Here is a 23942-nt window from a genome sequence, read left to right as displayed (position 1 = left end):
ATGGCTATCGGTTCGAAGAACCTTTCCATCGACGCGCTGGACGGTTACGACAACGAGCGTCTGCAAGAAGAGCTCAAGAAGGCCAAGGCCGAGCTGTTCAACCTGCGTTTCCAGTCGGCCACGGGTCAGCTGGAGAGCCACGGTCGCCTCAAGGCCGTGCGTCGCGACATCGCTCGTATCTACACCGTGCTCAACGAACGGGAGCTGGACATCCGTCCGAACCCCGCTGATGCCAAGGAAGAGAGCAAGTGATGGCGGAGACCACGAACACCGAGGCCACTGCTGCGGAACGCAACTCCCGCAAGACCGCACGTGGTTACGTAGTATCCGACAAGATGGACAAGACTATCGTCGTCGAGGTCGAGGAGCGCATGAAGCACCGCCTCTACGGCAAGGTCATGCGCCAGTCGGTCAAGTACAAGGTTCACGACGAAGAGAACACCGCCGGTATCGGCGACCTCGTCCTCGTGGCCGAGACGCGGCCCCTTTCGGCCGCGAAGCGTTGGCGGCTCGTCGAGATCATCGAACGCGCCAAGTAGTCAACGCCACCCCACCCACCCGGTCCCGCCCGCGGCCTCTCGGAGGCCGCGGGCGGCTACCGGGAACGGGGTGAAATGTCAATGAATCCGTTCCGCAAGGCTCGCGCTCAGGCGTGAGAACCAGCGCGACGACAGGAGAGAATAGTGATTCAGCAAGAGTCGCGACTCAAAGTCGCCGACAACACTGGCGCCAAGCAGATCCTGGCAATCAGGATCCTGGGTGGCTCCGGTCGGCGCTACGCCTCGATCGGTGACACCATCGTGGCAACCGTCAAGGATGCAATCCCGGGCGGCAATGTGAAGAAGGGTGACGTCGTCAAGGCCGTCATCGTTCGCACTGCCAAGGAACGTCGTCGTCCCGACGGTTCCTACATCAAGTTCGACGAGAATGCTGCTGTCATCCTCAAGAACGATGAGGAACCACGCGGTACCCGTATCTTCGGACCCGTGGGACGCGAACTCCGCGACAAGAAGTTCATGAAGATCGTCTCCTTGGCACCGGAGGTGTTGTGAGCATGGCGAACAAGCTCAATATCAAGAAGGGCGACCTCGTCCAGGTCATCGCCGGCGCTCGGCAGTCCCGTGGTGGCGATCGTGGGAAGCAGGGCAAGGTCCTTGCCGTCTACCCCGAACGCAACCGCGTCCTCGTTGAGGGCGTCAACCGCGTGATCAAGCACAAGAAGGCTACGCAGACTCAGGCCGGCGGCACCGCTGGTGGCCGTGAGACCCACGAAGCCCCCATCCACGTGTCCAACGTGGCGCTCGTTGATCCCAAGGACAACAAGCCCACCCGCGTCGGATACCGCGAGGAGAGCGTCGAACGCGACGGTCGCACCAAGACTGTCCGGGTTCGCGTCTCGCGTCGCACCGGGGAGGAGATCTGATGACGGAAACAACCACCAGCCGTCCCGCACCGCGTCTCAAGCAGATTTACCGCGAAGAGATCGTTGCGAAGCTGCAGGAAGAGTTCAACTACGCCAACCCCATGCAGGTTCCCGGACTGACCAAGGTCGTCGTGAACATGGGTGTGGGTGACGCAGCACGCGATTCCAAGATGATCGAAGGCGCGATCAACGACCTGACTCTGATCACCGGTCAGAAGCCCGTCGTGACCCGTGCTCGGAAGTCCATCGCACAGTTCAAACTGCGCGAAGGTCAGCCCATCGGCGCTCACGTCACCATGCGTGGAGCACGGATGTGGGAGTTCATCGACCGCGTCATCTCTTTGGCGCTGCCGCGTATCCGCGACTTCCGCGGACTCTCGGATCGTCAGTTCGACGGAAACGGTAACTACACCTTCGGCCTCACGGAGCAGTCCATGTTCCACGAGATCGATCAGGACCGGATCGACCGCGTCCGCGGTATGGATATCACCGTCGTCACCACCGCGGCAACCGATGACGAGGGACGTGCACTGCTGCGTCACCTCGGGTTCCCGTTCAAGCAAAAATAATCGCTACGTTGCAGGTCCAAGCACAGTACGTGGGCGGAAACCGTAACGAGGAAGGGCAAGTGCCCAAATGACAATGACTGATCCAGTCGCAGATATGCTTACGCGTCTGCGCAACGCCAACTCGGCTTATCACGAGGACGTCAGCATGCCGTTCTCGAAGCTCAAGTCGAACATCGCCGAGATCCTCAAGACCGAGGGCTACATCACTGGCTGGAGCGTCGAAGACGCCGAGGTCGGCAAGACGCTGCTCCTGGACCTGAAGTTCGGACCCAACCGGGAACGTTCGATCGCCGGCCTGCGCCGAGTCTCCAAGCCGGGACTGCGCGTCTACGCGAAGTCCACGAACCTGCCCAAGGTTCTCGGCGGCCTCGGCATCGCCATCCTGTCGACCTCGTCAGGCCTCCTGACGGACCGTCAGGCCGCCAAGAAGGGTGTGGGTGGGGAAGTCCTCGCCTACGTCTGGTAAAGGAAGGAGAGAAGAACATGTCACGTATTGGCAAGAACCCGATCTCCGTTCCCAGCGGCGTCGAGGTCAAGGTCGACGGCCAGGATGTCGCCGTCAAGGGACCTAAGGGCGAGCTGTCCGTCACCATCGCCGAGCCGATCACCGTATCGCTTGAAGACGGTGTCATCACAGTGGTCCGTCCGGATGAAGAGCGCGAATCGCGTTCGCTGCACGGACTGTCCCGCACGCTCATCAACAACATGATCGTCGGTGTGACCGAAGGCTACTCCAAGGCCCTCGAGATCGTCGGAACCGGTTACCGTGTCCTAGCCAAGGGATCGAACCTCGAGTTCGCCCTCGGCTACAGCCACCCGATCGTCGTCGAACCGCCGGAGGGCATCTCCTTCAGCGTCGACGGTCAGACCAAGGTCGCTGTCCACGGAATCGACAAGCAGCTCGTCGGTGAGACCGCTGCGAACATCCGGAAGCTGCGCAGGCCCGAGCCTTACAAGGGCAAGGGTGTGCGCTACGCCGGCGAAATCGTCCGTCGCAAGGTCGGAAAGGCTGGTAAGTAAAGATGGCCTTTGGCAAGAAGGAAAGCTACGGCAAAGGCAGGGCAGCTGCTCGCAAGCGTCGTCACGCTCGACTGCGCAAGCATGTCAGCGGCACGGCCGAGCGCCCTCGCCTCTCAGTGACTCGCTCCACGCGCCACGTCTTCGTCCAGGTCATCGACGACACCGTCGGCAAGACCCTGGTCTCGGCCTCCACCATGGAAGCCGACCTGCGGACATTCGAAGGCGATAAGACCGGCAAAGCCCGCAAGGTGGGCGAGCTGGTTGCTCAGCGCGCCAAGGACGCCGGAATCGAAGCCGTCGTCTTCGACCGTGGAGGCAACGCCTACCACGGCCGTGTGCAGGCAATCGCCGAAGGTGCCCGTGAAGGAGGATTGGCCCTATGAGCACTGAAGAGAACAACGAACAGCAGCCAGCTGCTGAGACCCGCACCGACAACAGCGGTGACCGTTCCTCCCGTGGCCGCGGCCAGGGCGGTCAGGGTCGCGGACGCGGCGAAGGCCGTGGACGCGGCGGTCGCAACGACCGTGAAGACAAGAACCAGTTCATCGAACACGTCATCACGATCAACCGCGTGTCGAAGGTCGTCAAGGGCGGACGTCGGTTCTCCTTCACGGCTCTCGTCGTGGTCGGAGACGGCGACGGCATGGTCGGCATGGGCTATGGCAAGGCGAAGGAAGTTCCTGCCGCCATCGCCAAGGGTGTCGAGGAAGCGAAGAAGAACTTCTTCCGCGTTCCCCGCATCCAGAAGACCATTCCGCACCCGATCCAGGGAGAGGAAGCCGCAGGCGTCGTCCTGCTGCGTCCGGCCGCTCCTGGTACCGGTGTCATCGCCGGTGGACCCGTTCGCGCGGTCCTCGATGCGGCAGGCATCCAGGACGTTCTGTCCAAGTCGCTGGGTTCGGCGAACGCGATCAACATCGTGCACGCTGCGATCACCGCGCTGAAGGGCCTCGAGCGTCCGGAGGAGGTCGCGGCTCGCCGTGGCCTGCCCGTCGACGAGGTTGCTCCGCACGCACTGCTGCGGGCAGCTGCTGAAAGTGGGGCGAAGTCCTGATGGCAAAGCTCAAGATTACTCAGCGCAAGTCCGCAATCGGATACCGTCAGAGCCAGCGTGACACGCTGCGTTCGCTCGGTCTCAAGCGGACCAACGACGTTGTGGTGCAGGAAGACCGCCCCGAGATCCGGGGAATGGTCAACACTGTCCGCCACATCGTGACTGTGGAAGAGGTCGATTGATATGTCGAACAACGACTCGCTGAAGCTGCACGATCTGCGCCCTGCCCCCGGAGCCAAGACCTCCAAGACCCGCGTCGGTCGTGGTGAGGCTTCGAAGGGCAAGACCGCCGGACGCGGAACCAAGGGCACGAAGGCCCGTTACCAGGTTCCGCACGGCTTCGAGGGCGGCCAGACCCCGATGCACATGCGTCTGCCGAAGCTGCGTGGGTTCAAGAACCCCGCCAAGGTGGAGTTCCAGGTTGTCAACCTCGACAAGCTGTCCAGCCTGTTCCCCGAGGGCGGAGACGTCACCGTCGCCGATCTCGTGGAGAAGGGCGCTGTGCGCGCAAAGCAGCCCGTCAAGGTTCTCGGCACCGGTGAGATCACCGTGGCCCTGAACATCACTGCAGACAAATTCTCCGGCTCCGCGGCCGAGAAGATCAAGGCTGCAGGCGGAAGCGCCAACGAGGCCTGATCCGTTCCACTCGGAACGGTTTCCCGGCTTCAACGCTGGTAAGGGGGCGGTCACTTCGGTGACCGCCCCCTTCTGCCTCCCCGGAACCAGGACGGAGACAGGCTGGGAACCTGCCGGAGGCCACTCGGATGCCTCCCGGATCACTGCCTGAGACGAGCCTGAACGGGGCTTCGCCGGTTTCGGCCTGGAGGGCATACCCTGATAGTCTTTTGCAGGTATTTGTCTCATTCGCCAGGTCGCGACCACGACTCTGACTTTTCATCCCCCAACGAGGAGGACGCTTGATCGGCGCAATCCGGAGGGCCTTCAGAACGCCCGACTTGAGGAAGAAACTCCTCTTCACCCTGGGCATTCTTGTCATCTTCCGACTCGGCTCGTTCATTCCTTCGCCTGGCATCGATTACACCAAGGTGCAGGAATGCGTGGCTTCGCCTCAGCTCAACGAGGGCGGATTCGCCATGATCAACCTCTTCAGCGGCGGCGCGCTGCTGCAGCTGTCGATCTTCGCCCTGGGCATCATGCCCTACATCACCGCGAGCATCATCGTCCAGCTCCTGCGCGTGGTCATTCCGCGCTTCGAAGCGCTGCACAAGGAAGGCGCATCCGGTCAGGCGAAGCTGACTCAGTACACCCGCTACCTCACCATCGGCCTCGCGATCCTGAACTCGACGACCCTCGTGGCGACCGTCCGCTCCGGCGCACTGTTCGGAAGCGTCGAAAATTGCCAGGACCTCATCGCCAACGACACCTGGTGGGGCATCGCAGTCCTCGTCCTCACTCTCACTGCAGGCACCGGCCTGATCATGTGGCTGGGCGAGCAGATCACCGAACACGGTGTGGGCAACGGTATGTCGCTGCTCATCTTCACCTCCGTCGCATCCGCCTTCCCGTCCTCGCTCGGCGCGATCTTCCGCGAGCAGGGCGTCGACATCTTCCTCATCGTCATGGCCGTCGGACTCGTCCTCGTCGCGCTCGTCGTCTTCGTCGAGCAGTCGCAGCGCCGGGTGCCCGTCCAGTACGCCAAGCGCATGGTGGGCCGCCGCATGTTCGGCGGGACCTCGACCTATATCCCGATCAAGGTGAATATGGCCGGCGTCATCCCCGTCATCTTCGCCTCTTCGGTGCTCTACCTGCCGAGCCTGGTCTCGCAGTTCTTCGACCCGGAGTCCCAATGGGTCGAATGGATCAACACCTACTTCACCCGCGGTGATCACCCGATCTACATCACTGTGTACGCGCTGCTGACGATCTTCTTCGCCTACTTCTACGTCGCCATCACCTTCAACCCTGAAGAGGTTGCGGACAATATGAAGAAGTACGGCGGCTTCATCCCCGGCATCCGGGCCGGTCGCCCGACCGCCGAATACCTAAGCTACGTGCTCAGCCGCATCAACTTCCCCGGCTCGCTCTACCTCGCCTTCGTCGCCCTCATCCCGCTGATCGCGCTGGTGCTCATCAACGCGAACCAGAACTTCCCGTTCGGCGGCACCTCGCTGCTGATCGTCGTCGGCGTCGGCCTCGAGACGGTCAAGCAGATCGACGCGCAGATGCAGCAGCGCCACTATGAGGGGCTGCTGCGCTGATTCGACCGGACGCTGACGTTCAGCGGACATCCCACTGGAAGGACACCTTATGAGTTCACGCATCATCCTGATCGGCCCTCCCGGCGCCGGCAAGGGCACCCAGGCCGCACGCCTGTCCGAGGCGCTCGGGGTCCCGGCCATCTCGACCGGAGACATCTTCCGGGCCAATGTGAAGGGCGAGACCGAGCTGGGCAAGCTGGCCAAACGCTATATGGATGCCGGGGAGTACGTGCCCGACGAGGTCACGAACTCGATGGTCGCCGACCGTCTGGCACAGGATGATGCTGCCGAAGGCTTCCTCCTCGACGGATACCCCCGCACCAGCGCCCAGGTCGATGAGCTCGACCGGATCCTCGCGGCCGAGGACAAGGCCGTCGAACATGTCGTCGAACTCACGGCCGACACCGACGAGGTCGTAGCCCGTCTGCTCGCCCGTGCGCAGACCGAGGGCCGCAGCGATGACAGCGAAGACGTCATCCGCCACCGCCTCGACGTCTATGAAGAGCAGACGCAGCCGCTGACCGACATCTATCGCAGCCGCGGGCTGCTGCGCCAGGTCGATGGTCTCGGCGACGTCGACGACATCACCGAACGCATTCTGTCGACCATTCGATGATCTTCGGACCACGTATCGAGCTGAAGACTCCTGCGGAGCTTGAGCTCATGCACCGGGCCGGGCAGCTGACCTCTCAAGTGCTCTCAGCGGCCCGGTCCGCGGCTGTTCCCGGGGCCACCACCGCCGAGGTCGACGCCGCCGCCGAAGCCGTCATCGACTCCGCTGGAGCCCGCTCGAACTTCAAGGGCTATCAAGGATTCCCCGCGGTCGTATGCGTGTCCGTGAACGAGGAGATCGTCCACGGCATCCCGGGACCACGTGTGCTCGAAGCCGGCGATATCGTCTCGATCGACGGCGGCGCCATCGTCGAAGGCTTCCATGGGGACTCGGCGTTGACGACGATCGTCGGCGGCGACGAAGCAGGCACTGCTGCCGACCGTGAGCTGACATCTGCCACCGAGGCGGCCATGTGGGCCGGCATCGCCGCATTCGCGACCGGCACGAAGGTCAGCGACATCGGAGATGCCATCGATGACTTCGTCACCGAGTCGTTCCCGCATCTGGGCCTCGTCGAGGAATTCACCGGCCACGGCATCGGCACCTCCATGCATATGGCACCCGAGGTGCTCAACTACCGTGCACGGTCGAACGGCCCGAAGGTCAAGCCCGGAATGTGCCTGGCGATCGAGCCGATGCTCACCACCGGCGGTGCGGACACCCGCACACTCGCCGACGACTGGACGGTCGTGACGACAGATGGTTCACGGGCGAGCCACTGGGAACACAGCGTTGCTCGCCATGATGGGGGAGTCTGGGTACTCACGGCCACCGATGGGGGAGCGGCCGGACTGGCGCCGTTCGGAATCACTCCGATGCCTCCGAAGGGTGCCTGAGGGGAGATCCCGGGGGAAGTGCCTGAGGGGAGAACTCAGGTCGCCGGCATCTGCTTTCGCAGGGCCGATCTGCCGACGAAGTAGACTGCGGCGAAAGTTCCGGATGCCGCCATCAGCGCGAGTGCGAACATCCACGTCGCGGTCTCGACGATGGTGAATCCGAAGATCTGGAAGGCGCAGAAGGCGATGAAGGCCGTGATGGCCCCCGCCAGCAGTCCCGATGTCCGGGACATCTGATACGCGCGCTGACCGATTGTGTGCTTCTCGTCATCCATGTCGTGGCTCCTCGTCGCTTCGCTGCGATCTCGGTCCTGTCGGCACCGTTCCTTGTGTCTTCACGGTAGGATCAGGCCATGGCGAGTGTCCACGATGTCCCGAAACGTCGTACAGATGTGGGTGATCGGTATCGGATGACTCGGATCGCCTTCGATGTGATCTCCGTTTTCGGGTGTCTGCAGGCGAGCGGACTGCCGGGACCTGTCATCGTCAGAGTCTTGGGTGAACACGGGTATTCGTCCTCGAGCGTGCACAACCAGCTCGTGCGGATGGTCCGACGCGGCATCATCAGCAGTGAGCGGGCCGGGCGAATCTCCGTCTACCGCCTGAGCGAGCACATCCTCTCAGACTTCGGCGACATCGCCGGGGACCATGTCTTTCCCGACTACGAGGGACACTTCCACACGATTGTGTATTCGGTTCCGGAGGCCGAGCGTGGTCTGCGCGACCGACTGCAGTATATCTCCCGGAGCCTCGGCTTCAGGCAGCTCCGACCGGGAATCCTCATCGGCTTCGCAGACCGGTCCACTCAGCTCCTGGCGCGGCTGCCCGAGATCCCCGGGCCCGGCTGGTCTGAGGCGGGAGTGCTGACACCCGACTCCATCGCGGCGGCACGCAGGATGACGGCTCGGGCATTCGAACTCGACGCCGCCCTCGCCCAGCTGCCTCCTCTGGAGGAGCGCATGAGGGCACTGAGTTCGGGCGGATCAGCGCCGGGCACCGGATGCGCCGGGCTGAGCCTGGGAGGCTTCTTCGATCTGTACTACGACGTCGCCCGTGCCGTCATGACCCACCAGCTGCTGCCCGAAGACCTCGTGACCGGCAGGCAGCCGGCCCTGCGGTTCCGCGCCCTGATGCAGCAATGCAACCTCGAATTCTACCTGCGCTTCGATCAGCAGATCCGCGAGCGCGCGGCAGCCAGCTCATCCTTCGACCTCATCGAATGGCTGCCCGAGCACTGAGCCGCAGGATGGCAGCGGACGGGAACGGACTTCAGAGGATTCGGGCGATCCTCTCGACCGCCTCGGTGAGCAGAGGGCGGGGGAGTGCGAAGTTGAACCGGATGTGACCGGCTCCGACCTCACCGCACAGTCGTCCCTCGGTCACGGCCACCTCGGCGCGGGAACGGATGTGATCGGACAGGCCCGACTCGAAGCCGTAGCCCCGCAGATCCAGCCACGCCAGATATGTGCCTTCGGGCTCGATATAGGCGGCGCCCGGCAGCAGCGAGCCGACGAGATCGGTGAAGTGATCGCGATTGCCCTTGAGATAGCCGTTGACCTCGCTCAGCCAGTCGTTCGCACGGGTGTAGGCAGCGGTGGTCGCCAGGATTCCCGGGTTCGAGGCCGCTCCGGAGACGAACTGTCCCTTCTTCGCCCAGACGTCACGGTCGGCGGGGGAGGTGAGGATGAGCTGGGCGCATTTGAGGCCGGGGATGTTGAAGGCCTTCGACGCGGCCGTCGCGGTGGCGGCGTGGGCCGCGGTCGCCTCGGTGAGGGTGGCATACGGGATGTGCCGCGCGGGGGCATAGATGACCGGGGCATGGATCTCGTCGGAGAACACGCGAGCTCCGGCCTCCTCGACGACCTCCGCGAGGGCGAGCATCTCGGCCTCGGTGTAGACCTTGCCGATCGGGTTGTGCGGATTGCACAGGACGAACGTCGCGCCGGGGGTCAGAGCGGAGGCGATGGCGTCGAGGTCGAGGGACCAGCCGGTCTCCGACCGCAGCATCGGAACCTCGATGAGTTCGCGCCCGGTCACGCGTGCGACGTCGAAGAAGGGCATATAGGCCGGCGTCGGCAGCACGATCGGAGTGTCGACCGGGGTGAGGTGGGTGAGCACGCCGAGGAATGCGGCCAACACATCGCTGGCCGGTTCGATGTGGCCGACGGGGATCCGCCAGCCGTAGTGCTCGGAGCAGAAGCTCGAGGTCGCAGTTCTCAGGTCGGCGACCAGATCGGCCGGAGCGTAGCCGTAGAGGTCGCGGTCATCGATGGACTGCAGCGACTGGCGCACTGCGGGAGCGACCCCGAAGTCCATCTCGGCGATGAAGGCACCGATGGAACCGGGGAAGGACGACCATTTGCGGCCGCCCTTCGACACCAGGGATTCTTCGGTGATGGCATCGAAATCGGACATCTCTGTACTCCTCTTCGGGGACTGCGTCGGGTGCGGTTCTCACGCTAGCAGTCGGGGCGGCGACGGTGGGGTCCGATCGACGTCAGGGGTCACGGGAAAGGTGGACCGCCTCGGCGAGGATGGGATTGTAAGGGACTTCACGCCCAGAAGCGAACACCGTGTGGAAGATTCTTTCTCCGTAGTGTAGGGTTGATGATTGGTCTGTTCTCATTCAACTCACCCTTTTTCAGATGTGGGCGGCTTCTGCCATCCACTTCTTTTCATGTGGTGACGAGGACCGCAGGCCGAGGGGTCACCGGCATTGAGTCGGTGATACACGATTACGTCGAACGCGATGGTTTCGCGGGAATACGAGGTTAGCGAACGATATGGCCAAAAAAGAAGGGGTCATTGAGATCGAAGGCACCGTTGTCGAGGCTCTTCCGAACGCATCGTTTCGGGTTGAGCTGAGCAACGGGCACAAGGTGCTCGCACACATCTCCGGAAAGATGCGTCAGCACTATATCCGCATCCTTCCCGAGGACCGGGTCATCGTGGAGCTGTCTCCATACGATCTCTCGCGCGGACGAATCGTTTACCGCTACAAGTAAGGATCTTCGATCATTCGCGTCCTGCCCTGCCGGGCAGGGACCGAAAGAAGGAAAAACGATGAAGGTTAAGCCCAGCGTCAAGAAGATCTGCGAGAACTGCCAGATTACCCGCCGTCACGGCCGGGTCATCGTCATCTGCTCCAACCCGCGCCACAAGCAGCGCCAGGGCTGAGCAGCTCGTTCTGAGCAGATCGAGGCTCCTCTGAAGGGGAGCTTCAGCAGCACCACACCCGCGCAAACCTCGCCATCTGCGTTCGGATCCATGAGAAGTGAGAACTTCCGGGCAACGAGCACAGGACGATACCTCCGGTCGGGGGCCGGAGACCTTGGGAGACTGAGGACAGGTTTGCATCAGCACCTCCGAACCAACAACAGGAGACAGTACCCATGGCACGACTTGCCGGAGTCGACATCCCGCGTGAAAAGCGCGTGGAAGTCGCCTTGACTTACATCTATGGTGTGGGCCGCACCCGTGCGCGCCAGACCCTGACCGAAACGGGAATCAGCCCTGAGACCCGTGTGAAGGACTTGAGCGACGCAGAGCTCGTCCAGCTGCGTGACTACATCGAGGGCACATTCCAGGTTGAGGGTGACCTCCGTCGTGAGGTGGCCGCCGATATCCGCCGCAAGGTCGAGATCGGAAGCTATGAAGGCCTGCGTCACCGCCGCGGTCTGCCGGTTCGCGGTCAGCGGACCAAGACGAATGCGCGTACCCGCAAGGGACCCAAGCGCACCGTGGCCGGTAAGAAGAAGTAACTCGCACACCCGGTTGGCCAGACCCAACCACCTCGATCAGGAGTAGGACATATGCCTCCCAAGTCACGCGCCGCTACAGTGCGCAAGCCTCGCCGCAAGCTGAAGAAGAATATCGTTGCCGGCCAGGCTCACATCAAATCAACCTTCAACAACACCATCGTGTCGATCACCGATCCGACCGGTGCTGTCATCTCCTGGGCCTCCTCAGGTGAGATCGGCTTCAAGGGTTCGCGCAAGTCGACCCCGTACGCCGCTCAGATGGCTGCCGAATCGGCTGCTCGTCGGGCGCAGGAACACGGCCTGAAGAAGGTCGACGTGTTCGTCAAGGGACCGGGCTCGGGCCGCGAGACGGCTATCCGTTCGCTGCAGGCCGCCGGCCTGGAACTGGGAACCATCCAGGATGTCACCCCCGTTCCGTTCAACGGCTGCCGTCCCCCCAAGCGCCGCCGCGGCTGATCCTTCCGTGGAACTGCAACGGATGACGGGCACGAGCCCGACATCGGTCGCAGAACGGATTCCCAGATAACCCGAACCGTTCTTCATGGCCCCACGGCCATGACGTGCAGTGCGAACGTCATATAGCGGATGTTCGCTGAAAGGAAGCCCACGTGCTCATTGCACAGCGCCCAACGCTCACGGAAGAAGTCGTCTCCGATAACCGCTCACGGTTCGCCATCGAACCACTCGAGCCCGGATTCGGCTACACCCTCGGCAACTCGCTTCGCCGGACCCTGCTGTCCTCGATCCCTGGTGCCGCCGTCACGTCCATCCGGATCGACGGAGTGCTCCACGAGTTCAGCACCGTGCCGGGAGTCAAAGAGGATGTCACCGAGTTCATCCTCAACCTGAAGTCCCTGGTCGTATCGTCCGAATTCGACGAACCGGTCGTCGCCTACCTGCGCAAGCAGGGACCTGGCACCGTGACCGCTGCCGATGTCTCTGCTCCGGCCGGGGTCGAGATCCACAATCCGGACCTGCACATCGCCACGCTGAATGGTGAGGGTCGTCTGGACATGGAACTGACCATCGAACGCGGACGCGGATACGTTTCGAGCGCTCAGAACAAGAACGCGGATGCAGAGATCGGCCGGATCCCGGTCGATTCGATCTACTCCCCGGTTCTCAAGGTCACCTACAAGGTCGAAGCCACGCGTGTCGAACAGCGCACCGACTTCGACCGTCTGGTCCTCGACGTCGAAACCAAGCCCTCGATGACCCCGCGCGATGCCATCGCATCTGCGGGCAAGACCCTGGTCGAACTCTTCGGCCTGGCTCGAGAGCTCAACGTCGAAGCTGAAGGCATCGAGATCGGGCCCTCGCCTGTGGACGCGGCACTGGCCGCCGACCTGGCGCTGGCGATCGAAGATCTCGACCTGACCGTGCGCTCCTACAACTGCCTCAAGCGCGAAGGCATCCACACCGTCGGTGAGCTCGTTGCTCGCAGCGAAGCCGACCTGATGGATATCCGCAACTTTGGTTCGAAGTCGATCGACGAGGTCAAGGCGAAGCTCAACGAGCTCGGCCTGAGCCTCAAGGACAGTCCTGCCGGATTCGAGCCCGGTCTCGTTGATGAGGACCAGTCCTACGTCGAAGACGAACAGTACTGATTAAGACCTAGGAGTAACTGACAATGCCAACCCCAACCAAGGGCCCGCGCCTCGGCGGTTCGCCCACACACGAGCGCATGATGCTCAACAACCTGGCAGCCCAGCTGTTCGAGCACAAGCAGATCAAGACGACCGTGACCAAGGCCAAGCGCCTGCGCCCGGTCGCCGAGCGGATGATCACCAACGCCAAGAAGGGTGACCTGGCTGCACGTCGTCGCGTGCTCGGCCAGATCTCCGACAAGTCGATCGTGCACGAGCTCTTCACCTCGATCGCCGAAACGATGGCCGAGCGTCCCGGCGGATACACCCGCATCACCAAGATCGGTCCGCGCCCCGGCGACAACGCCCCGATGGCCGTCATCGAACTGGTCCTCGAGCCCTACTCGCCGAAGCAGGCAACCGTGAAGGAAGCCGAGCAGGCCACCGCCGCTGCTGCCGCTCCGGCAGCCGAGGCACCGGCTGAGGCCGAGGTCGTCGACGAGGCTCCGGCCGAGGACGCCGCTGTCGAAGCCGACGCCGAGACAGCCGAAGAGTCCACCGAGGCTGCCGAGGAGAAGTAAGCTCCTCGACCGACTCGGAGCTCCGCAGCCGCAGTCGCACACTCAGGCGGGCACCCACGGGTGCCCGCCTGAAGTGTATTCACCGCGGCCCGGCCCACCGCCTCGGCGCAGCTGATCACCTTTCGTTCCATTCATCAGGGTCGACCCTGATGATCTGTCCCAAAGGCGGCTCTTGCGGGGACGAAATCTGATGACGTTGTGGACGATAGGTGATGATGTTCGGGACGGAACGCGAAGAAGGCCGGGGCACCGTCATGCCCCGGCCTTCACTCGATTCGCGTCGGCGTCTACTTCACACGGGAGAGCTCCACCGACTCGTCGAACTCGACGTCGGAGGCCTCATCGTGCTTGTACGTGAAACGGCTGACGACGACGGCCACGATGAGGTTGACGATGAAGCCGGGGATGATCTCGTAGATCGCATCCGTCAGCGGGGTGCTCACCTGGCCCCAGACGAAGGCCACGACCGCGCCGGAGAGCAGACCGAACAGGGCGCCCCAGTTGCTCAGACGCTTCCAGAACAGCGTGAGCAGGACGACCGGGCCGAAGGAGGCGCCGAAGCCTGCCCACGCGAACGCGACGAGGTCGAGGATGCTGTTCGACGGCGAGATCGCGAGCACGACCGCGATGACGGCCACGACAAGCACTCCGAGGCGGCCGAGCAGCACATAGGTCTTGTCCTGCAGTGTGCGCGTCGACCCGGTGCGCAGGGCCACGATCTTGAACAGGTCCTCGATGAGTGCCGAGGAAGTGACGACCAGCTGCGAGGAGATCGTCGACATGATCGCCGCCAGCACCGCGGCCAGCACGAGGCCGGCGATGAACGGGTGGAAGAGGATCTGCGCGAGGTCGAGGAAGACGGTCTCGGCGTCGGCGGGTTCCTTGTCCGCGTGCTGGGAGAAGTAGGAGATGCCGACGATGGCGGTGGCGACGGCGCCGAGGGCGGAGATCGCCATCCAGCCGACGCCGATGCGACGGGCGATGCTGGCATCCGCGGGAGTGCGCAGAGCCATGAAGCGGACGATGATGTGGGGCTGTCCGAAGTAGCCGAGCCCCCACGCCAAGGCGGAGACGATGGATGCGATCGTCGCGAAGGTCCAGAAGCCTTCCGAGCCGAAGAGACTGAGCAGCCCGGGATCGATCTCGGAGACGTTGTCGATCACGGTCGCGGGCCCACCGGCGTTGAGGACGGCGACGATCGGCACAGCCACCAGGGCGGCGAACATCAGCAGCCCCTGGGCGACATCGGTGAGGGTCGCACCGAGGAAGCCGCCGAAGAGTGTGTAGATCATCGTGACGGCGGCGACGAGGAGCATTCCTCCGAGATAGTTGAGTCCGAAGCTCGACTCGAAGAACTTGCCGGCCGCCACCATGCCCGAAGAGACATAGAAGGTGAAGAACACGAGGATGATGACGCCGCAGACGATGCGCAGCAGTCGCGTCCGATCCTTCAGGCGCTGTTCGAAGAAGCTGGGGATCGTGATCGAGTCGCCGGCCTTCTCCGTGAACGCTCGCAGTCGAGGAGCGACGAGCTTCCAGTTGATCCAGGCACCGATCGTCAGGCCGATGGCGATCCAGGCCTCGATGAGACCCGAGACGTAGATGGCGCCGGGCAGACCCATCAGCAGCCAGCCGGACATATCCGAGGCGCCGGCACTCAGAGCCGCAACACTGGGGCGCAGTCCACGCCCCGCGAGCATATAGTCGTCGAGGTTGTTCTTCGTCCTACGGTAGGCAAACCAGCCGATGGCCAGCATGCCGATGAAGTAGAGGGCGATTGAGATCGTGCGGAAAGTGGTTTCGGACACCTGTGCTCAGCTCCTTCGATAGGCCGAGCCGACCTTACAGCACAAGAGGTCGCAGGTGTGAATTACCTGAGTGCCTACCTGCTGTGAGGATACACCTCGAAGTGCCTCCGACGGCAGGGCTAGGGCGGTGACAATCGAGGTGCACGGGGGACCGGCGTCGTGGAGGCTCCCACCGTGAATGCGGCTATCGGTCGGTCGAAACCCTGATTGTGGGTGCGGCCGGCCGCCGGATCATCGCCGAGCCCGTTCTGCGTCCGGCGACCGTCCTGAGCCTGTTCGCTTTCCCGTTCCCGTGCTCGAACGCGAAGGCAGGTCGCCAGTTCGCTCCGGACAGTCGGGCTGTCCTTGAGCTCGGAGTGGACATCGACGCGCAGCCCGTGCCGGTCGAGGGTCAGCCAGACCCGCAGCAGGATCCGTCCGATCTCCACCTCGTCCGCGGCCGACAGCGCCGGTCGGTCGGGGACACAAAGGACCAGATGATGAGGATGTCTTCGCTCGGGGCGAGCTGCCGCCGCGGGTTCCGTCGCTGCAGATGCCCGGGGGAACCTGTCACGCAGCGAATGAGTCAGCGTCGCGAGTCGTGACCTCGCGAACGGCTTCATCACCGCGCCTGCCAGCGAGACCGGTGTGAGGCCCGCCGATGCCAGGCCGACGATCCAGGGATGCAGACAGGGCCGATCGAGGACTGCTGCGGCTCGCACTGCCACCGCGGGGATGCGCAGACACTCGGCGGTGAGACCGTCCTGGCGGTAGCGCGGATCGTCGGTGTCGAAGCGCAGCCAGCGCAGGGTCTCTGCAAACACCGACCGGTCGCCATAGGAATGCAGCGCGGCTCGACGCAGCCATCCGCGCCAGGCGCGGTCGGGGATCTCCACCAGGCGCACCGCTGTTTCGGACATGGCGTGGCGGCAGATCGCCGTGGCCTCGGCGAAACGGGAATCGGCCCGGTCCAAGGGGCCGCGGTCGACCTGTCGATGGCGGAGGTCGGCAGCCGTGAAAGTGGGCCATGTGCTCCCGTCCGTCGCTGCCGAGTCCGTCCCGGTGGGGTCTGCCTTGGATTCCGCTGGGGTGAGGCGCAATCGGATGTCCACGGCGGGACCGCGCCCTCGGACGGCGACCGATTCGGTGTGCACTCCCGCCTCGGCGGCGGCGATCGCCAACGATTCGATCCAACAGCCCATGCTCAGGTGGAGATCCTCCCCGCGCGGGTCCCCGTGCGGCAGTGCGCGAGCGGGATCGACGCCGACCCGCACCTCGGCGATCGCGGGCGTGCAGTCCGTGATCTCGGGAACCCACGGCTGGGTGTTGTGGGCGGAGGGGGCGGAGGCCGCGACGGTCAAGAGCGACTCGACGAGGGTGGTGGACAGCGTCATCGGCGCTCCTCAGACGGAGACGGGGACAGGTTGCGATCGACGAACACGAGCCGGTGCATCTCCCTGCCGCCGGAGCGGGCGAAGACCGCCGCCGAGGCGGGATTGTCGTCGGCGATGAATGTGACGCGCAGCCGTCGATATCCGTTGGCGATCAGTGCCGAGTTGAGTTCGCGGATGGCGAGGCTGAGCAGGCCCGACCCCTGATGGCGGGGGTCGGTGCCCTGGATGACGAGCACGGCGTCTCTCATCGTGCGGCGGTGCCGGAGCAGGTCGAGAACGGCTCGGACACCGAGGCGGCCGCCGTGGCGGCGCAGGGTCGGCACCGGGTCGGGGACGACGAGTGCGAAGCAGCGAGGCGGGGCGTCGGCGGGATCGTCCGCACCGGTGATATCGACGATGAGATCAGGATCCATCAGGGCGGACAGTCCCTGCATCTGCGAGCGCAGCTGCTCGGGCGAGATGTCTGTGTAATAGGGCAGATCGGAAAAGGCCGCGTTGAGAGTCGGCAGCAGCCGGTCGGCGAAGCGGCGCAGACCGAACCGAGAGACATGGCGGCGACGCAGACCTCGTCTGCCCCATTCGGCGGCGGTGACCGCGGTGGCCCGGTTCGCAGGAATGGAGCCGACGGGCACCTCCCACGTGTGCGCGGGAGCCCAGGCGGCGAACCCGGCCTCGGTGAAAGCCGGCCAGTAGAAGGCGGGATTCCATGCGGTGTCGAAGAAGCCGGGCCGGTGCTGACCCTCGGTGAGCAGACCGCCGGTGACGTTCGGCAGGGGTGAGACCGGACCGAAGATCCGCGGTGCTGCCACTTGCTCGGCTCGCTCGACGAGGAAGGCTATCAGCTCGCCCAGCGCCTGCGCGTCGGCGGCTTCGACGGCACCGAAGAACAGAGGTGGTGCGGAAGCCTGATCGATGTGCAGTCTGGTCGCCAAGGCAGTCGAGCGGTGGCACATGACTCGGGCCGCCGCTTCTCCCGCACCGTTGTCGAACAGCCACAGTTCGACGGGTTCGTCGAACCAACCCCGCCCAGCGAACCAGTCGCGGATTTCGGCGGCGAAGAGAGGGACATAGTGGTCCTCTTCACCGCGCGCCCGCGCCAGGCGCGGGGCCAGGTCGATGAACTCCGCGAGATTGGCCCGGGAGCTCACCTGCCGCGGTCTCATTCGGAACTGAGCTTCGTGAACTCGTCGATCATGCCCAGTCGGCCGTCCTCGGCCCGGTACTCACCATTCGTGTATCCCCATTCCTCAGCCGTGAGGATCCGGATGAAGCCGCCTCGGGCCGGGGAGTCCCTGCCGCTTCCGACCAGCCACTTCATGATCTCTCGATGTTCGGGTGTGCGCGCATAGGCCAGGAGATCGTCCTGGGTGGCGAAGGCGACCATCAGCCCGATCCGGTCGGGGAACTCGAAGTAGCTGCGGTGCCACAGGTATCCGGCGGAGTCTTTCAGCCCTTTGGCCACCCGCGGCCACCGCCGCAGCTGGCCCATCATCGCCAGCGGATTGCGGTAGCGGTTCGCACCGAGGAAGAACGCCTCGGCGCGGGCCTGGGGCGGGGCCTGGGAGAAATCATTCGATCGCATTGTCGCCCTCCTGTGTTCTCTGCACATAGACGTTCTTGATCTTCGTGTTCGCCGTCGCGAACGGACCGGTGGCGTGAGCATGGATCTCGACGTGGATCTCCGCGGTGGTCGGGTCCTCCTCCAGACTCTGCGCGAAGTCCCTCGACACCGACGCCAGATGCCCGAGCACCCCGGCCCGGATCGTCTCCGCGAGCTCGTGCCGTGCGGCAGCGGACATGGTCGGTGCTTCTTCCCGCAGCTGGATGTGCAGGGCCGGGCGCTGTTCATGGCCGGCGATCTCGCGCAGCTCGATGCGGAAGGACTCGATGAGGTGGGCCCGGGGATTGTCGCGGTAGAGTCCGTTCTCGATGTCGAGGGGGTAGATATTGGCGCCCATATACGAGATCGTCGAATCCGCGCGCCCGAACAGCAGCACGAACGGCAGCTTCATCCCGTTGCCGGCGAACGCCGCCGAACAGGCCCGCGCCAGATCCGGATGGCGGCGGGTGAGTTCGACCATCGTGGGGAAGTCTATGAGCGTGGCCTCGTCGCCGATGTTGTAGCGCAGCCGAGGACTCATCACCGCGGCCGAGTTGATCGTGGCGACCAGCTCACCCTTCTCCGTGGTCTCCAGGTAGGTCTCCAAGGGGTTGTACTGGAAGACCATCGGCACCCGCGACTCCTCGGGGCCGAGCACATCGGCACGGAAGTCGAGATCGTGGGCAAGCGCCCGGCGGATGACGACGGAGAGGTCGGATTCGCCGGCCATCCCGATCGTCAGGTCGCTGGCCCCGTACCCGGAGTACACCCGGTCGAAACGCACCTCGAGGTAGTCGCGCAGACCTTCCGTCATCGCCTCTCCGCCGACGAACCCGTTGAGCCGGTAGGCGGCCCATCTCTCGGGTTCGGAGTCCAACCGGTCGACGAGATGTTTGAGGAACGGGGGATAGGCGCTGATGAGGTAGGTGTGGTTCGGTCCGAAGTGCTGCATCGTGTCGAGGATCTTCTCGAGATCCGGGCCCGTGTTCTTCACCATCGCCACTTTGGCCATGGCCAGTCCCGTGTTCGTCCCCGTCGCCCAGGCCCCCATAGAGAAGGCGTTGATGCAGAACAGGTCCGTGTGGTCGAAGAGCATCGTGACGTAGCCGGCGACGTTCTTATGGACGGTGTCGAGCTCCTTCTTCGACCGCATCCAGTTGAACGGGGTGCCCGAGGACCCCGAGGACTCGTCGACGACGGTGCCGATGCGGTCGATCCGGCCGTCCCAGCAGCGATGCTCCTCGCTGTAGCGGCGAACGAATTCGTCCTTCGACGTCGGTGTGTAGGCCTCGAGGTCCCACCACCGGAACTCGAATCCGGAGCGGGCCAGGTAGTCCTGGTACGCGGGCACATCGAGGGAGGCCTGCTGGCAGATCATCCACGCGTTGAGTTTGGCGAAGGGTTCGAGTCTCGGGTTGTAATGGCGGGCGGTGAAGCGCCAGATCGCCGGATGCGCCCGGTAGGCGCCGTAGGCTGCGGTGAGTCCGACGTTCGCCAGGCGCAGCACGGCCTGCCGGGCCAGGTTCACCGGACCGCGGGGGATGGGCAGACGGCGGAGTTCGGCTTCCGGTGTGAGGTGGGTCTCTCTCATGATTCGAGGCTAACCCAGCCTCCGGGCCCAGGACACGAAAAAACGGGAGTTGTGTCAGAACCGCATCAAACGACGACGCGGACCACGACCATCACCGAGGCGGCCCTGTGAGGGTCCGGCCACCTCGGCGAGGTGACGGCTCAGTCGAAGACGACCGTGCGGTGACCGTCCATGAGGACCCGGCCCTCCGCATGCCAGGCAACGGCCCGGGCGAGCACGGCCGCTTCGACGTCCTGACCGTGCCGGACGAAATCGGCGATCGCCTGATTGTGATCGACGCGGGCCACATCCTGTTCGATGATCGGTCCCTCGTCGAGATCGCTGGTGACATAGTGTGCGGTCGCGCCGATGATCTTCACGCCACGGGCGTGCGCCTGATGGTACGGTTTCGCGCCCTTGAAGCTCGGCAGGAACGAATGGTGGATATTGATGACCCGACCCTCGAGGCGGTCGCAGAGCTCGGGCGAGAGGATCTGCATGTACCGGGCCAAGACGATGAGTTCGACATCGAGCTCGTCGACGAGGGCCGAGAGCCTCGCCTCGGCTTCGGCCTTCGTGTCCCGGGTGATCGGAACATGGTGGAAATCGTGGCCGTGGAACTCGGCGAGCGGGCGCAGATCATCATGGTTGCCGGCGACGCCGACGATGTCGATGGGCAGCTGACCGGCCGAATGCCGGAACAGCAGAGTATTGAGGCAGTGCGCGGCCTTGGACACCATGATCAGGGTGCGGGTCATCTTCTTCACCGGCTGCAGACTCACGGTCATCGCGAACGGGGGAGCCACCTCGGCGAGGGCGTCTTCCACCGCCCGGGCCGTGATCTCAGCGGGCGTCGAGAACTGCAGGCGCAGGAAGAACTGACGGGAGTCAGGAGAGGAGAACTGCTGGGATTCGGTGATGTTGCCGCCGAGGCCTGCGAGCACCCCGGTCACGGCATGGACGATGCCGGTCGAATCGGGGCAGGTGACTCTCAGGATCCATTCGCAGCTCATGGTCTCGATCCTAATCGGTGGACGTGGATTCCACGCATCCGGTGTCGGCATCCGGATCGCAGTCGCGGCCCCGGAACCAGGCGGCGTCGCTGTTAGCATGGTGCCGGGTGACGGCCGCAGTCTGCGCGCTGTCTCGCTCCCATCATCGGATGCCACAGGAGAGTACTCATGACCGAAAACTCGATGCAGGCTTCGCTTGCCGACATCGACCCGCAGATTGCCGAAGTCCTCGACCTCGAGCTGGGCCGCCAGCGTTCGACGCTTGAGATGATCGCCTCGGAGAACTTCGTCCCCCGCGCCGTGCTCGAAGCACAGGGGTCGGTGCTGACGAACAAATACGCCGAGGGCTATCCGGGTAAGCGCTACTACGGCGGCTGCGAATACATCGACGTCGCAGAGAACCTCGCCATCGACCGCGCCAAGAGCCTCTTCGGAGCCGAGTACGCCAACGTCCAGCCCCACTCGGGAGCCTCGGCCAACGCTGCAGTCATGCACGCTCTGGCCCGGCAGGGTGACAAGATGCTCGGCCTGTCCCTGGCCCACGGCGGCCACCTCACCCACGGCATGAAGATCAACTTCTCCGGCCGCCTCTACGATGTCGCCTCCTACGAAGTCGACCCCGACACCCACCGCATCGATATGGACAAGGTGCGCGAGAAGGCTCTCGAGCACCGACCCGATGTCATCGTCGCCGGCTGGTCGGCCTATCCCCGTCAGCTGGACTTCCAGGCCTTCCGAGACATCGCCGACGAAGTCGATGCGAAGCTGTGGGTCGATATGGCCCACTTCGCCGGACTCGTCGCCGCCGACCTGCATCCGAACCCCGTGCCCTTCGCCGACGTCGTGTCCTCGACGGTGCACAAGACCATCGGCGGTCCCCGCTCCGGTTTCATCCTCGGCAAGGAGGAATATGCGAAGAAGCTCAACTCCGCCGTCTTCCCCGGCCAGCAGGGCGGACCGCTCATGCATGTCGTCGCCGCGAAGGCCGTGGCCTTCAGACTCGCAGCCTCCGCGGAGTTCAAGGAACGTCAGGAACGCACCGTGCGCGGTGCCCAGATCCTGGCCGAACGCCTGCTGGCCTCCGATGTGGCCGAAGCCGGAGCCACCGTGCTCACCGGCGGCACAGATGTCCACCTCGTGCTCGTCGACCTGCGCAACTCCGCCCTCGACGGACAGCAGGCCGAGGACCTCCTCCACTCGGTCGGCATCACCGTCAACCGCAATGCTGTGCCTTTCGACCCGCGCCCGCCGATGGTCACCTCGGGGCTGCGCATCGGCACCCCCGCCCTGGCCGCCCGCGGATTCGGCGATGACGAGTTCACCGTGGTCGCCGACGTCATCGCCGAGGCGCTCAAGCCCGGAGCCGATGTGGAGGCGCTCGCCGCCCGCGTGAAGAAGCTCAGCGACGATTTCCCCCTCTACGAAGGCCTGGAGCAGTACTGATGAGTGCACAGATCCTCGACGGCAGAGCCTGCGCGAAGCAGATCAAGGCCGAACTCACCGAGGCGGTGGCGGCCCTGGCGGAATCCGGGATCGTCCCGGGTCTCGGCACCGTCCTGGTGGGGGAGGACCCGGGATCGAAGTGGTACGTCGCGGGCAAGCACCGTGACTGTGCCGAAGTCGGGATCCACTCGATCCGCCGCGAACTTCCGGAATCAGTGAGCCAAGACGAGCTGTTGGCCGTCATCGACGAGCTCAACAGCGATGATGCCTGCACCGGTTACATCGTGCAGCTTCCGCTGCCGGACCACATCGACACGGACACGATCCTCGAAGCCATCGATCCGGCCAAGGACGCCGACGGTCTGCACCCGACGAATCTCGGGCGCCTCGTGCTCAACGTCAATTCGGAGATCACCACACCGCTGCCGTGCACTCCGCGCGGAGTCATCGAACTGATCACGCGCAACGGGATCGATCTGGCCGGCAAACACGTCGTGGTCATCGGTCGCGGGGTCACCGTGGGTCGGTCCATCGGCGCACTGCTGACCAGGCGTGAGCACAACGCGACAGTGACGCTGACACACACCGGCACACGAAACCTCGACGAGCTGCTGGCTCAGGCCGATGTCATCGTCGCGGCCGCCGGTGCCGCCCGAATCGTCAAGGCGGAGGCCGTCAAGCCCGGTGCGATCGTCCTCGACGTGGGCGTCTCCCGTGAGACCGACCCGGAGACGGGGAAGTCGAAGATCGTCGGAGACGTGGATCCGGCGGTCGCCGAGGTGGCGTCCTGGGTCTCACCGAACCCCGGAGGTGTCGGACCGATGACCCGAGCCCTGTTGCTCAAGAACGTCGTCGACACCGCTCAGCGATCAACCACCTGACCCCAATTGCTACCTGACGGCGGCCCAGCAACCTCGCGCAAGGTTGCTGGGCCGCCGTCAGGTAGTTCTGGGAGGTGGCTGCCGGGCGGTCAGTCCTCAGCGAGCTTGAGCTCGAAGAAGACACGCGGGTTGCCGACACCGGCATAGTCCTCGATGAGTTCGCCGTTGAACCCCATGGATGAGTGGAAGGAGATCGCGCCCGACGATTCCGGCAACGTCGTCGCCTGGACCGAATCCACACCGAGGTTGCGCGCGTGGTCGATGAAGTGCTGGTAGAGGTGACGACCGATTCCCTGATGCCGGAAATCGGTGCGCGCTGCCACCAGGTGGATGTAGGCGGGTCCGTCGTGCGGGATGACGCCGAGGAGGTACCCCACGATCTCGGAACGGTAGCGGGCGACGAGTCCCGAGGTCACGAACTGACGGAACCAGTAGGCGTCGTGGTCACCGCTGAGGTCGCGGTCTCCCCAGAAGTTCGCCTGGGCGTCGAGCAGGAATTCGCGCATCTCGCGGGCGTCGACCTCATCGAGCGGACTGATGCTCAGCTGCTCGGTTTCGATAGTTTCGTCAACGGCCATTGCGCCTCCTGATG

Annotated in this window: 32 protein-coding genes; 23 read left to right on the top strand and 9 right to left on the bottom strand. The window is 64.2% G+C overall.

Annotation, left to right across the window (positions count from 1 at the left end; genetic code table 11):
* From rpmC to map, 14 genes are all read left to right on the top strand, one after another.
* On the top strand, window positions 1-252 hold the full coding sequence (rpmC, locus tag GUY37_RS12765; RefSeq protein WP_025777923.1) for a 50S ribosomal protein L29: 252 nt from the start codon (window positions 1-3) through the stop codon (window positions 250-252).
* On the top strand, window positions 252-539 hold the full coding sequence (gene rpsQ / locus GUY37_RS12760) for a 30S ribosomal protein S17 (protein WP_152348426.1): 288 nt from the start codon (window positions 252-254) through the stop codon (window positions 537-539). The genes rpmC and rpsQ overlap by 1 nt, the downstream gene beginning before the upstream one ends.
* 144 nt (window positions 540-683) lie before the next feature.
* Entirely contained in the window at window positions 684-1052 is a 369-nt protein-coding gene (rplN, locus tag GUY37_RS12755; RefSeq protein ID WP_025777921.1) for a 50S ribosomal protein L14, read from the top strand.
* Window positions 1053-1054: 2 nt separating this feature from the next.
* Window positions 1055-1423, top strand: a complete 369-nt coding sequence (rplX, locus tag GUY37_RS12750) for a 50S ribosomal protein L24 (protein ID WP_166826253.1) — start codon at window positions 1055-1057, stop codon at window positions 1421-1423.
* Window positions 1423-1992, top strand: a complete 570-nt coding sequence (gene rplE / locus GUY37_RS12745; RefSeq protein ID WP_152348424.1) for a 50S ribosomal protein L5 — start codon at window positions 1423-1425, stop codon at window positions 1990-1992. Before rplX ends, rplE begins: the two co-directional genes overlap by 1 nt.
* 67 nt (window positions 1993-2059) lie before the next feature.
* Window positions 2060-2458, top strand: coding sequence for a 30S ribosomal protein S8 (gene rpsH, locus GUY37_RS12740; RefSeq protein ID WP_025777918.1), 399 nt, complete (start codon window positions 2060-2062; stop codon window positions 2456-2458).
* A 17-nt stretch (window positions 2459-2475) separates the two neighbouring features.
* Window positions 2476-3012, top strand: a complete 537-nt coding sequence (gene rplF, locus GUY37_RS12735; RefSeq protein ID WP_166826250.1) for a 50S ribosomal protein L6 — start codon at window positions 2476-2478, stop codon at window positions 3010-3012.
* Window positions 3013-3014: 2 nt separating this feature from the next.
* Window positions 3015-3395 carry a 50S ribosomal protein L18 gene (gene rplR, locus GUY37_RS12730; protein ID WP_135537115.1) on the top strand — a complete coding sequence of 127 codons (381 nt, stop codon included), beginning with the start codon at window positions 3015-3017 and terminating at the stop codon, window positions 3393-3395.
* A complete protein-coding gene (gene rpsE, locus GUY37_RS12725) occupies window positions 3392-4066 on the top strand; it encodes a 30S ribosomal protein S5 (protein ID WP_228278174.1) in 675 nt (224 codons plus the stop codon). Before rplR ends, rpsE begins: the two co-directional genes overlap by 4 nt.
* Window positions 4066-4248, top strand: coding sequence for a 50S ribosomal protein L30 (gene rpmD / locus GUY37_RS12720; protein ID WP_152348422.1), 183 nt, complete (start codon window positions 4066-4068; stop codon window positions 4246-4248). The genes rpsE and rpmD overlap by 1 nt, the downstream gene beginning before the upstream one ends.
* 1 nt (window position 4249) lies before the next feature.
* Window positions 4250-4702, top strand: coding sequence for a 50S ribosomal protein L15 (gene rplO, locus GUY37_RS12715; protein ID WP_152348421.1), 453 nt, complete (start codon window positions 4250-4252; stop codon window positions 4700-4702).
* Window positions 4703-4983: 281 nt separating this feature from the next.
* Complete coding sequence (gene secY / locus GUY37_RS12710; protein WP_166826247.1) at window positions 4984-6285, top strand: preprotein translocase subunit SecY; 1302 nt, start codon at window positions 4984-4986, stop codon at window positions 6283-6285.
* Between the two features lie 49 nt (window positions 6286-6334).
* Window positions 6335-6901 (top strand): adenylate kinase, encoded by a 567-nt coding sequence (locus GUY37_RS12705; RefSeq protein WP_166826244.1) that lies wholly within the window; start codon window positions 6335-6337, stop codon window positions 6899-6901.
* Entirely contained in the window at window positions 6898-7734 is an 837-nt protein-coding gene (gene map / locus GUY37_RS12700; RefSeq protein ID WP_166826241.1) for a type I methionyl aminopeptidase, read from the top strand. The genes GUY37_RS12705 and map overlap by 4 nt, the downstream gene beginning before the upstream one ends.
* A gap of 35 nt (window positions 7735-7769) precedes the next feature.
* Here the strand turns inward: map and GUY37_RS12695 are convergent, their stop codons facing one another.
* Window positions 7770-8009: a hypothetical protein gene (locus GUY37_RS12695; RefSeq protein ID WP_166826238.1), complete on the bottom strand. Its 240-nt coding sequence runs from the start codon at window positions 8007-8009 to the stop codon at window positions 7770-7772.
* 78 nt (window positions 8010-8087) lie between these two features.
* Here GUY37_RS12695 and GUY37_RS12690 point away from each other — a divergent pair, with 78 nt between their 5' ends.
* Window positions 8088-8972 (top strand): PaaX family transcriptional regulator, encoded by an 885-nt coding sequence (locus GUY37_RS12690; protein WP_166826235.1) that lies wholly within the window; start codon window positions 8088-8090, stop codon window positions 8970-8972.
* A gap of 31 nt (window positions 8973-9003) precedes the next feature.
* Here the strand turns inward: GUY37_RS12690 and GUY37_RS12685 are convergent, their stop codons facing one another.
* Entirely contained in the window at window positions 9004-10149 is a 1146-nt protein-coding gene (locus GUY37_RS12685; RefSeq protein ID WP_166826232.1) for a MalY/PatB family protein, read from the bottom strand.
* Between the two features lie 368 nt (window positions 10150-10517).
* Between GUY37_RS12685 and infA the strand changes: the two genes are divergently transcribed.
* The 6 genes from infA to rplQ all read left to right on the top strand — a co-directional run bounded on the left by infA (window position 10518) and on the right by rplQ (window position 13662).
* A complete protein-coding gene (gene infA / locus GUY37_RS12680) occupies window positions 10518-10739 on the top strand; it encodes a translation initiation factor IF-1 (protein ID WP_009379245.1) in 222 nt (73 codons plus the stop codon).
* Between the two features lie 58 nt (window positions 10740-10797).
* Window positions 10798-10911: a 50S ribosomal protein L36 gene (gene rpmJ, locus GUY37_RS12675; protein WP_009884960.1), complete on the top strand. Its 114-nt coding sequence runs from the start codon at window positions 10798-10800 to the stop codon at window positions 10909-10911.
* A 215-nt stretch (window positions 10912-11126) separates the two neighbouring features.
* A complete protein-coding gene (rpsM, locus tag GUY37_RS12670; RefSeq protein ID WP_152348413.1) occupies window positions 11127-11495 on the top strand; it encodes a 30S ribosomal protein S13 in 369 nt (122 codons plus the stop codon).
* 51 nt (window positions 11496-11546) lie between these two features.
* Window positions 11547-11951 carry a 30S ribosomal protein S11 gene (rpsK, locus tag GUY37_RS12665; RefSeq protein WP_025777904.1) on the top strand — a complete coding sequence of 135 codons (405 nt, stop codon included), beginning with the start codon at window positions 11547-11549 and terminating at the stop codon, window positions 11949-11951.
* Window positions 11952-12103: 152 nt separating this feature from the next.
* Window positions 12104-13102 (top strand): DNA-directed RNA polymerase subunit alpha, encoded by a 999-nt coding sequence (locus GUY37_RS12660; protein WP_152348412.1) that lies wholly within the window; start codon window positions 12104-12106, stop codon window positions 13100-13102.
* Window positions 13103-13125: 23 nt separating this feature from the next.
* A complete protein-coding gene (gene rplQ / locus GUY37_RS12655; protein WP_166826229.1) occupies window positions 13126-13662 on the top strand; it encodes a 50S ribosomal protein L17 in 537 nt (178 codons plus the stop codon).
* A 287-nt stretch (window positions 13663-13949) separates the two neighbouring features.
* On the opposite strand, the gene putP is transcribed toward rplQ, so the two are convergent.
* The 6 genes from putP to purU form a co-directional block, all read right to left on the bottom strand.
* The gene (gene putP / locus GUY37_RS12650; protein WP_166826226.1) at window positions 13950-15470 is read right to left on the bottom strand and encodes a sodium/proline symporter PutP; all 1521 of its coding nucleotides are present in this window, start codon (window positions 15468-15470) and stop codon (window positions 13950-13952) included.
* 119 nt (window positions 15471-15589) lie between these two features.
* Entirely contained in the window at window positions 15590-16843 is a 1254-nt protein-coding gene (locus GUY37_RS12645; RefSeq protein WP_166826223.1) for a hypothetical protein, read from the bottom strand.
* On the bottom strand, window positions 16840-17991 hold the full coding sequence (locus GUY37_RS12640) for a GNAT family N-acetyltransferase (protein WP_166826221.1): 1152 nt from the start codon (window positions 17989-17991) through the stop codon (window positions 16840-16842). The genes GUY37_RS12645 and GUY37_RS12640 overlap by 4 nt, the downstream gene beginning before the upstream one ends.
* Before the next feature lie 11 nt (window positions 17992-18002).
* Window positions 18003-18425, bottom strand: a complete 423-nt coding sequence (locus GUY37_RS12635; RefSeq protein WP_166826219.1) for a hypothetical protein — start codon at window positions 18423-18425, stop codon at window positions 18003-18005.
* Window positions 18412-20034: a phenylacetate--CoA ligase family protein gene (locus GUY37_RS12630; RefSeq protein ID WP_166826218.1), complete on the bottom strand. Its 1623-nt coding sequence runs from the start codon at window positions 20032-20034 to the stop codon at window positions 18412-18414. The genes GUY37_RS12635 and GUY37_RS12630 overlap by 14 nt, the downstream gene beginning before the upstream one ends.
* Window positions 20035-20174: 140 nt before the next feature.
* Window positions 20175-21026, bottom strand: a complete 852-nt coding sequence (purU, locus tag GUY37_RS12625; RefSeq protein ID WP_166826216.1) for a formyltetrahydrofolate deformylase — start codon at window positions 21024-21026, stop codon at window positions 20175-20177.
* Window positions 21027-21194: 168 nt separating this feature from the next.
* On the opposite strand from purU, the gene glyA reads away from it, so the two are divergent.
* Together glyA and GUY37_RS12615 are read left to right on the top strand one after the other, a co-directional pair.
* On the top strand, window positions 21195-22469 hold the full coding sequence (gene glyA / locus GUY37_RS12620) for a serine hydroxymethyltransferase (protein WP_208094678.1): 1275 nt from the start codon (window positions 21195-21197) through the stop codon (window positions 22467-22469).
* Window positions 22469-23350, top strand: coding sequence for a bifunctional methylenetetrahydrofolate dehydrogenase/methenyltetrahydrofolate cyclohydrolase (locus GUY37_RS12615; RefSeq protein ID WP_166826214.1), 882 nt, complete (start codon window positions 22469-22471; stop codon window positions 23348-23350). Before glyA ends, GUY37_RS12615 begins: the two co-directional genes overlap by 1 nt.
* An 89-nt stretch (window positions 23351-23439) precedes the next feature.
* Here the strand turns inward: GUY37_RS12615 and GUY37_RS12610 are convergent, their stop codons facing one another.
* Window positions 23440-23928: a GNAT family N-acetyltransferase gene (locus GUY37_RS12610; protein ID WP_152348402.1), complete on the bottom strand. Its 489-nt coding sequence runs from the start codon at window positions 23926-23928 to the stop codon at window positions 23440-23442.
* Between the last annotated feature and the right edge of the window lie 14 nt (window positions 23929-23942).

It is taken from the genome of Brevibacterium limosum, assembly GCF_011617705.1.
Lineage (GTDB): Bacteria > Actinomycetota > Actinomycetes > Actinomycetales > Brevibacteriaceae > Brevibacterium > Brevibacterium limosum.
This window is presented reverse-complemented; position numbering and strand designations above follow the sequence as displayed.